Source organism: Sphingorhabdus sp., assembly GCF_044239005.1.
Lineage (GTDB): Bacteria > Pseudomonadota > Alphaproteobacteria > Sphingomonadales > Sphingomonadaceae > Sphingorhabdus_B.
In genome coordinates this window covers 1-6104 of record NZ_JBIICH010000184.1, presented here as the reverse complement: position 1 = coordinate 6104, position 6104 = coordinate 1, and the positions used below count along the sequence as shown (strand labels likewise).

Genomic DNA, 6104 nt, shown 5'->3' with positions numbered 1-6104 from the left:
GGCCAGCGCGAGCGACAGAACAGCGACCGATAATATCCGTTTCATGGCATTTCCTCTGCTCGGAACCCCCGAACAGCAGATGTGGGCAGCGCGCGTTGCTTTACAAGCGCGCCCCCAATTTAAAACCGCCTTATTTAAACCCAAGGGCCGCGCGCATGATTTGGAATATCGTGTGCTGTTCAATCGTGCCCTTGAACAAATGCGCCTTTGGCCCTGCGGCGCGGGCGACGACATCTTCGCCGCTGTGCGTTTCCGAACCGGTGGGGATCAACGCCTGCTGCCGATAATTCAGCGCCTGCGTATCTTCTTTCAACGGGTCGGCGCGCGGCAATGTTGTGACCGCGCCGGGGCCGTTGATATAGCCCAAGGTTGTGTATCCCTTGCCATCAAAGGCCAAGGTCGATTTGCCTTTCTGGTCGACCACGGGGCCGAGGATCGGGTTGCCGCGTTCGGGATAGCCCGCCATGGTGAAGGTGTGGCTATGGTCCGACGTGACGACGATCAGGGTGTCGCGCAGGTCGACAGCGTCCATCGCCGCTTTCAACGCATCATTCAGCGCCACCGTGTCCTGCAACGCGCGATAGGCGTTGCCGCCATGGTGGCCATGGTCAATCTTGCCCGCTTCCACCATCAGGACATAGCCCTTGCGGTTTTTGGACAGCATCGCGATCGCCTTCGTCGTCATTTCGGCGAGCGAGGGTTCTTTTGATCCGGTCGCCGTGCGGTCGGCGTCAAATTGCATATGCGATTGTTCAAACAGGCCAAGCAGCTTGTCGGTCTTTTGCGCGTCCACCGCGGCAAAGCCTTCGCTGTTCCAGACATAGGCGCCCTTTGGGTTGGCGGCCAACCAGCTGGCGGTCAGGTCCTTGCCATCGGCGCGCTTGCCCTTTTTGGTCGGATATTCGGGGTCAGCTTCGGTGTTGGGCATGAAATGCTGGCGTCCACCGCCCAACATAACCTCAAAACCATCGCCATGCGGCCATTCGACCATTTGGCGGGCGATGTCGGTGCAGCCTTCGGCCTTCGCCGCGGCGGGCATATTCGCGTCCACTTCCCAATCGCGTTGCGCGACATGGGCATAGGTCGATGCGGGCGTCGCGTGGGTGATGGTCGCGGTGGACACGATGCCGGTGGCATATCCCTTGTCCTCGGCCATTTCGAACAGGGATTTGACCTTATACGGCTCGGTCGCCTTGCAATTGTCCTCAACCGCTTGCGGGCCAACGCCCAATACGCCGTTCAGCGTTTTGACGCCGGAGACGATAGCGGTCGCGGTCGGCGCGCTGTCGGGCACCTGGCCATCATGCGAATAGGTTTTGACCAAGGCGGTGTGCGGCAGGCGGTCCATTTGCGCGACATAGGATTCGCCGTCGATGCCCTTTTGCTGCCCTTCAAAAATGCGCGCCGCGGTCAATGTGGTGACGCTCATGCCGTCACCGATGAAGATGATGACATTGCGCGCCGTGCGGTTGTTGGGCGTATCCGCCTCCAACCGTGCAAGCTCGGCTGCGCCAGCCTTCAAATAGCCCTCACTGGTGGTCAGCGGCGGCGTGCCAATGGGCCGCGCGGGGGGCAGGGGAGCCGCCGCCGACGCAGCCGCAGGATCCGGCGTCGCCGCATATTGCGCGACAACCGGCGCGCCGATCAGGCAGGACGCCAACGCCAAAGACACAGGCAGGCCAGCGGACACAAACGGCGACACTTTACGCATTTTACTCTCCAAAAATGTTTCGGACCCACACATCGCAGACGATGATGACTGGCGCAAGACAGTGGCGGTTTAGAGAGGTGATTTTGGCGAGGGGGAGTGGTGGTCGGTTGGGAGGAATTTTGGGAGACAAAAAATAACAGGCCTTACGATCTGCACCTTGTGGGTTCTAAATTAGGTTTATAAAAGAATGGTATGACATTAAATGACCTACTCAACCTTCAGGGCATCGATCCTGCGAATGTGATCGTGCTACGCCACACACTCCAAGGTCCGCTCAGCACGGATTTGTTAGGTCGGCTTGTGGATGTTCGCCCTGCTGCGTTTGAATTATATCAAAGCATACAAGGCGGACCTACGGCAGCGGCAATCAGCAGCCTAGCTGGGCGCGGCTACATCGCATCATTTATCGGGCAGCGTGCGGCGAAAGCCACCTTTGTCGGCCTTTACAAAATTGAGGGTTTTTCGAACGTTACCCCTCAAGATTTGGCCGCCATGCCGGAATGGGCAGCGTTGGCCGATTTGGGCTTCACTCTCCCTGTTATGTTCGGGGCTGACCTCAACGCTAGCCGCATGTTTGATTTGAAAGAGACGCCGGTACTTCAAAGCTGGTCGGGCAAGCTGATCATTGATTGGCCTCCTCCAGCTATCTCTTGGTGGAGGTGGGCGCATCAAAATACTATGCCAGTTTGCGCAATCATCGAGCAATCCAACTTCGTACCACCAATGCCAGATTGGCGAGACTTGATTGTCAAATGGCATGAGATTTCCACGCTGCCGCCGAGTTGGCGCGTTGCACTGTCGTACTGGCGCGGCATCTACTTCATCCACGACCGCAGTGACGGCAAGGGCTATGTTGGTTCGGCTTACGGCCAAGACAACTTAATCGGGCGTTGGGATTACTATGCGCAAACAGGCCATGGAGATGTCGTCGGCTTGCAAGGTAGAAATCCAGCAAACCTTACATTCAGCATATTGGAACGGGTCGCACCTGGCGCCGATGTCGCGGAAGTCGTTGCTATCGAGAATTCATGGAAAAAACGGCTCCACACCTATGTTCCAGATGGAATGAATCTCAATTGATTGCGCGCATAATTCGATATTTCTCGATTCTGCGGGCATGAGCTTCGGCCTTAGTCTTTTTCTTGATCGCTCTTTCTTCGGCAACCCGATTGGGGTCACAACGGTTACGATGAATTTCGCGCTTCTTCTCAACAATAAGATGGGCTTGCCACATCAGGCCGTAATGCAAGCCCGCAGGACTGTTGCCTAAAATTGCGCTCGTCCGCTCGGGCCCCAATGCTTTGGATACAATCAACAGCAACGCTTCCGCGGAACCGCCATGACTAATAGCCTTTAGTGCCGCCATCAAGCCAGCTAGCCGCTCCATGTCAGCCTCGGGATAGGTTGGATATGATTTTTCACAGCCGAGCAGCTTTTCCAATCCTCGCCTGAGGTAAGATGCGGCACATGTTCCGCAGTGCCAATTAGTGCACCAGTCCATGCGATCAGCAATCTCTATTAACGCTGAAACGGAGTCTGTGTTGGACATCGATTAATCATGCCTCATGGCATATAGTGCTGCAGCCTTGTCCTCGATAAGCTCTCTGCGCACGAGTGCATTTAGCCATCTTTCGGGAATAGCATTCACGCCATATTTCGCTCCAGCAATCTGTCCTGCAACTGCTCCGACCGTATCGGCATCATGTCCGAGGTTCACAGCTTTAATGAGTGCGTCCTCGAAACTCGCTGTTGTCCCGACTGCCCAAATTGCAGCTTCAAGCGTATGGACGACATAGCCAGTCGAATGGATTTCATCTTTGGTCTTGGTTGCCCAACATGATTGACCAATCGCCTGTATCTCCTCGGGCCACGTGTCGTTCCAAACGGCACTCAATGCGCGCTGCCAATCTGTGCCAGTAATCAAAGCGCCAATTAGCCACCCAAGCATTTCTGACGCTGCCGACGACAGTTGTGAGCAGTGTGTGGCTTGGCTTTGTTCAATAGCTATCCGCCTTAAAATGTCAGTGTTTCGAAAGTGCATACACGCCACTGGTGCTACGCGCATAATTGCACCATTACCATCCGAGCGCCCGTTAACCGGTGGCGCGACCAGGGCACCTGTTCGACTATAGTTGCCAAGAACTGCAAGAGTGTTCTGGCCAACCCCGATGCAGCGATCTGTGCTAGTATTTTCGTGTTCATTTAGCCACCGCAAGAAGCGATCAAGCAGGTCGGAAACATCCAGATGCGGGTGTGCAATGAGGCTGTCCGCAAGGCATAAGGCCATCGCTGTATCATCTGTCCACGCCCCAGCTGGTAACCGAAAATAGCCGCCACTCTGCATCTCCGTTACATGCGAAAATGTACCTCGGTCCTTAAATTCCACGGGTGCGCCGAGAGCGTCGCCAACGGCGAGACCGATCAATGCTCCTGATGCTTTATCTTTGGCGGTCACTCGAATCGTTCCAAACGAGCACTAACTTGGAATGCCCAATAAAGGTTAAAACTCATCTCGCACAACAACAGTGGGGCGGCAATGGACAAGTTGCCCATTCGAACTACGTATCGCGATGACCAGTCGGGCTGACCCTTCTTCGTGCCTTCGTGCCTTTGTGCGAGATACATTGGCGCAGCTTCTGGCTTTGGCGGGGCGGTGCGCCTGCGCGCTATGGGTGAGGGCCCGCCCTTAGCCCAGTGGAGCCTCTCGGATCAGTCCGGGGGACTGTTCCCTCCACGCGCCTGCGGGAGGGGAATTTTGGTGTGACTTCGCTGTTGCAAGGCCCCTCCGTCAGCCGTTCCGGCTGCCACCTCCCCATCGTAAATCGATAGGGAGGATTTGGGGTGGTTCTCCCACTCTTCGTCATCCTGAACTTGTTTCAGGATAACATGCGACGGTTGTTCGTTATCCTGAAACAAGTTCAGGATGACGAGAGAGGTGTTGGGACGACGGGGCAGTGTCGGGATGAGGGCGGATGCCAAGTATCTTCTTCGCTTCCCAACATTTGCCCCCAAGCCCAAAGCCATCTAACACCACCCCGTCTGCACGGCAGGTGCAATGGCTCGGGGGGGCATCATATGAATGGGTTTGAATATATCTTTACGTTGTTCGGGCTTTTGCTCGGGCTGGCGCTGGCGGAGGGGTTGGGCGGGCTTGCCCGTGTGTTAAAGGCGCGGCATCATGTCCATGTCGGCTGGCCCACCGCGTTGTTGGGGCTGTTTGTGTCCTGCGACCTTGTGACATTCTGGTTATATGGATGGGAATTGCGGGAGGTTATTCCGGTAACATGGCCGGCGATTTTTGGCGGCTTTGTGGTCACCGCCATTTATTATCTCGCGGCCTCGCTCATCTTTCCCGATGGCGACTTTGAGGATTTGGATGCGCATTTCGAACGCCATTATCGCACGGTGCTGGCCGGGGTTTTTGTGTGCAATGCCGCGTTTTTCGGCACGTTGGTGACGCTCACGGATATTCCCGGCCTGTTCACCCTGCGCTTTGCGGTGGTCGGATGGTCAGCGTTCCCGACCTTGCTGCTGGCGATATACACCCGCGACCGCCGCGTGGTGATGGGCTGTCTGGTCTATCTGATTTCGCTTTACCCGTTGTCGGTGGTGTGGGCGTAGCTTAGCTGGCCTGATGCCCACTCGGCTCTCCCACTCTTCGTCATCCTGAACTTGTTTCAGGATAACCTGCGACGGTTGTTCGTTATCCTGAAACAAGTTCAGGATGACGAGAGGGGTGTTGGGATGACGGTGGGGGTTGTCAGGGATCGGAGCGAACTTAGCTGGCCTTTTCCAGCATCGGTTTCAGATAATGGCCGGTGTAGGACGCTGCGACCTTTACCACATCTTCCGGCGTGCCTTCGGCGACAATCTCGCCGCCTTTCACGCCGCCTTCGGGGCCGAGGTCGATGATCCAGTCCGCGGTCTTAATGACGTCGAGATTATGTTCGATGACCACCACGCTGTTGCCCTGTTCCACCAAACGGTGGAGCACTTCGAGGAGTTTGCGGACATCTTCAAAATGCAGGCCGGTGGTGGGCTCGTCCAGAATGTACAAAGTCTGGCCGGTGGAACGGCGGCTGAGTTCCTTGGCGAGTTTGACGCGTTGCGCTTCGCCGCCGGATAGGGTCGTCGCCTGTTGCCCGACCTTGACATAGCCAAGCCCAACCTCCGCCAGCATCGCCATTTTGTCGCGGATCGGGGGGACGGCCTTGAACACCTCCACCGCGTCCTCCACCGTCATGTCGAGCACGTCGGCGATCGACAGGCCCTTCCATTTGACCTCCAGCGTTTCGCGGTTGTAGCGTTTGCCGTTGCATTCCTCGCACGTCACATAGACGTCGGGCAGGAAGTGCATTTCGATCTTGATCAGGCCATCGCCGCTGCATGTTTC

Annotated in this window: 6 protein-coding genes; 2 read left to right on the top strand and 4 right to left on the bottom strand. The window is 56.4% G+C overall.

The window, feature by feature from the left end:
- Nucleotides 1-130: 130 nt before the first annotated feature.
- Entirely contained in the window at nt 131-1711 is a 1581-nt protein-coding gene (locus ACILQA_RS10785) for an alkaline phosphatase (RefSeq protein ID WP_395629689.1), read from the bottom strand.
- A gap of 192 nt (nt 1712-1903) precedes the next feature.
- On the opposite strand from ACILQA_RS10785, the gene ACILQA_RS10780 reads away from it, so the two are divergent.
- Nucleotides 1904-2791, top strand: coding sequence for a GIY-YIG nuclease family protein (locus tag ACILQA_RS10780; protein ID WP_395629688.1), 888 nt, complete (start codon nt 1904-1906; stop codon nt 2789-2791).
- Here ACILQA_RS10780 and ACILQA_RS10775 read toward each other — a convergent pair.
- Together ACILQA_RS10775 and ACILQA_RS10770 are read right to left on the bottom strand one after the other, a co-directional pair.
- Complete coding sequence (locus tag ACILQA_RS10775; RefSeq protein WP_395629687.1) at nt 2784-3152, bottom strand: hypothetical protein; 369 nt, start codon at nt 3150-3152, stop codon at nt 2784-2786. The two genes, ACILQA_RS10780 and ACILQA_RS10775, sit on opposite strands and share 8 nt — an antisense overlap.
- Nucleotides 3153-3263: 111 nt before the next feature.
- Complete coding sequence (locus ACILQA_RS10770; RefSeq protein WP_395629686.1) at nt 3264-4166, bottom strand: ADP-ribosylglycohydrolase family protein; 903 nt, start codon at nt 4164-4166, stop codon at nt 3264-3266.
- A 620-nt stretch (nt 4167-4786) separates the two neighbouring features.
- Here ACILQA_RS10770 and ACILQA_RS10765 point away from each other — a divergent pair.
- Entirely contained in the window at nt 4787-5332 is a 546-nt protein-coding gene (locus ACILQA_RS10765) for a hypothetical protein (RefSeq protein WP_395629685.1), read from the top strand.
- A 157-nt stretch (nt 5333-5489) separates the two neighbouring features.
- Here ACILQA_RS10765 and ACILQA_RS10760 read toward each other — a convergent pair.
- On the bottom strand, nt 5490-6104 hold a 615-nt coding region (locus tag ACILQA_RS10760; protein WP_395629684.1), incomplete at its 5' end, for an ATP-binding cassette domain-containing protein.

Coding starts and splice junctions, on each gene's coding strand:
- ACILQA_RS10785 (WP_395629689.1), bottom strand. CDS start 1,711: ATGCGTAAAGTGTCGCCGTTTGTGTCCGCTGGCCTGCCTGTGTCTTTG.
- ACILQA_RS10780 (WP_395629688.1), top strand. CDS start 1,904: ATGACATTAAATGACCTACTCAACCTTCAGGGCATCGATCCTGCGAAT.
- ACILQA_RS10765 (WP_395629685.1), top strand. CDS start 4,787: ATGAATGGGTTTGAATATATCTTTACGTTGTTCGGGCTTTTGCTCGGG.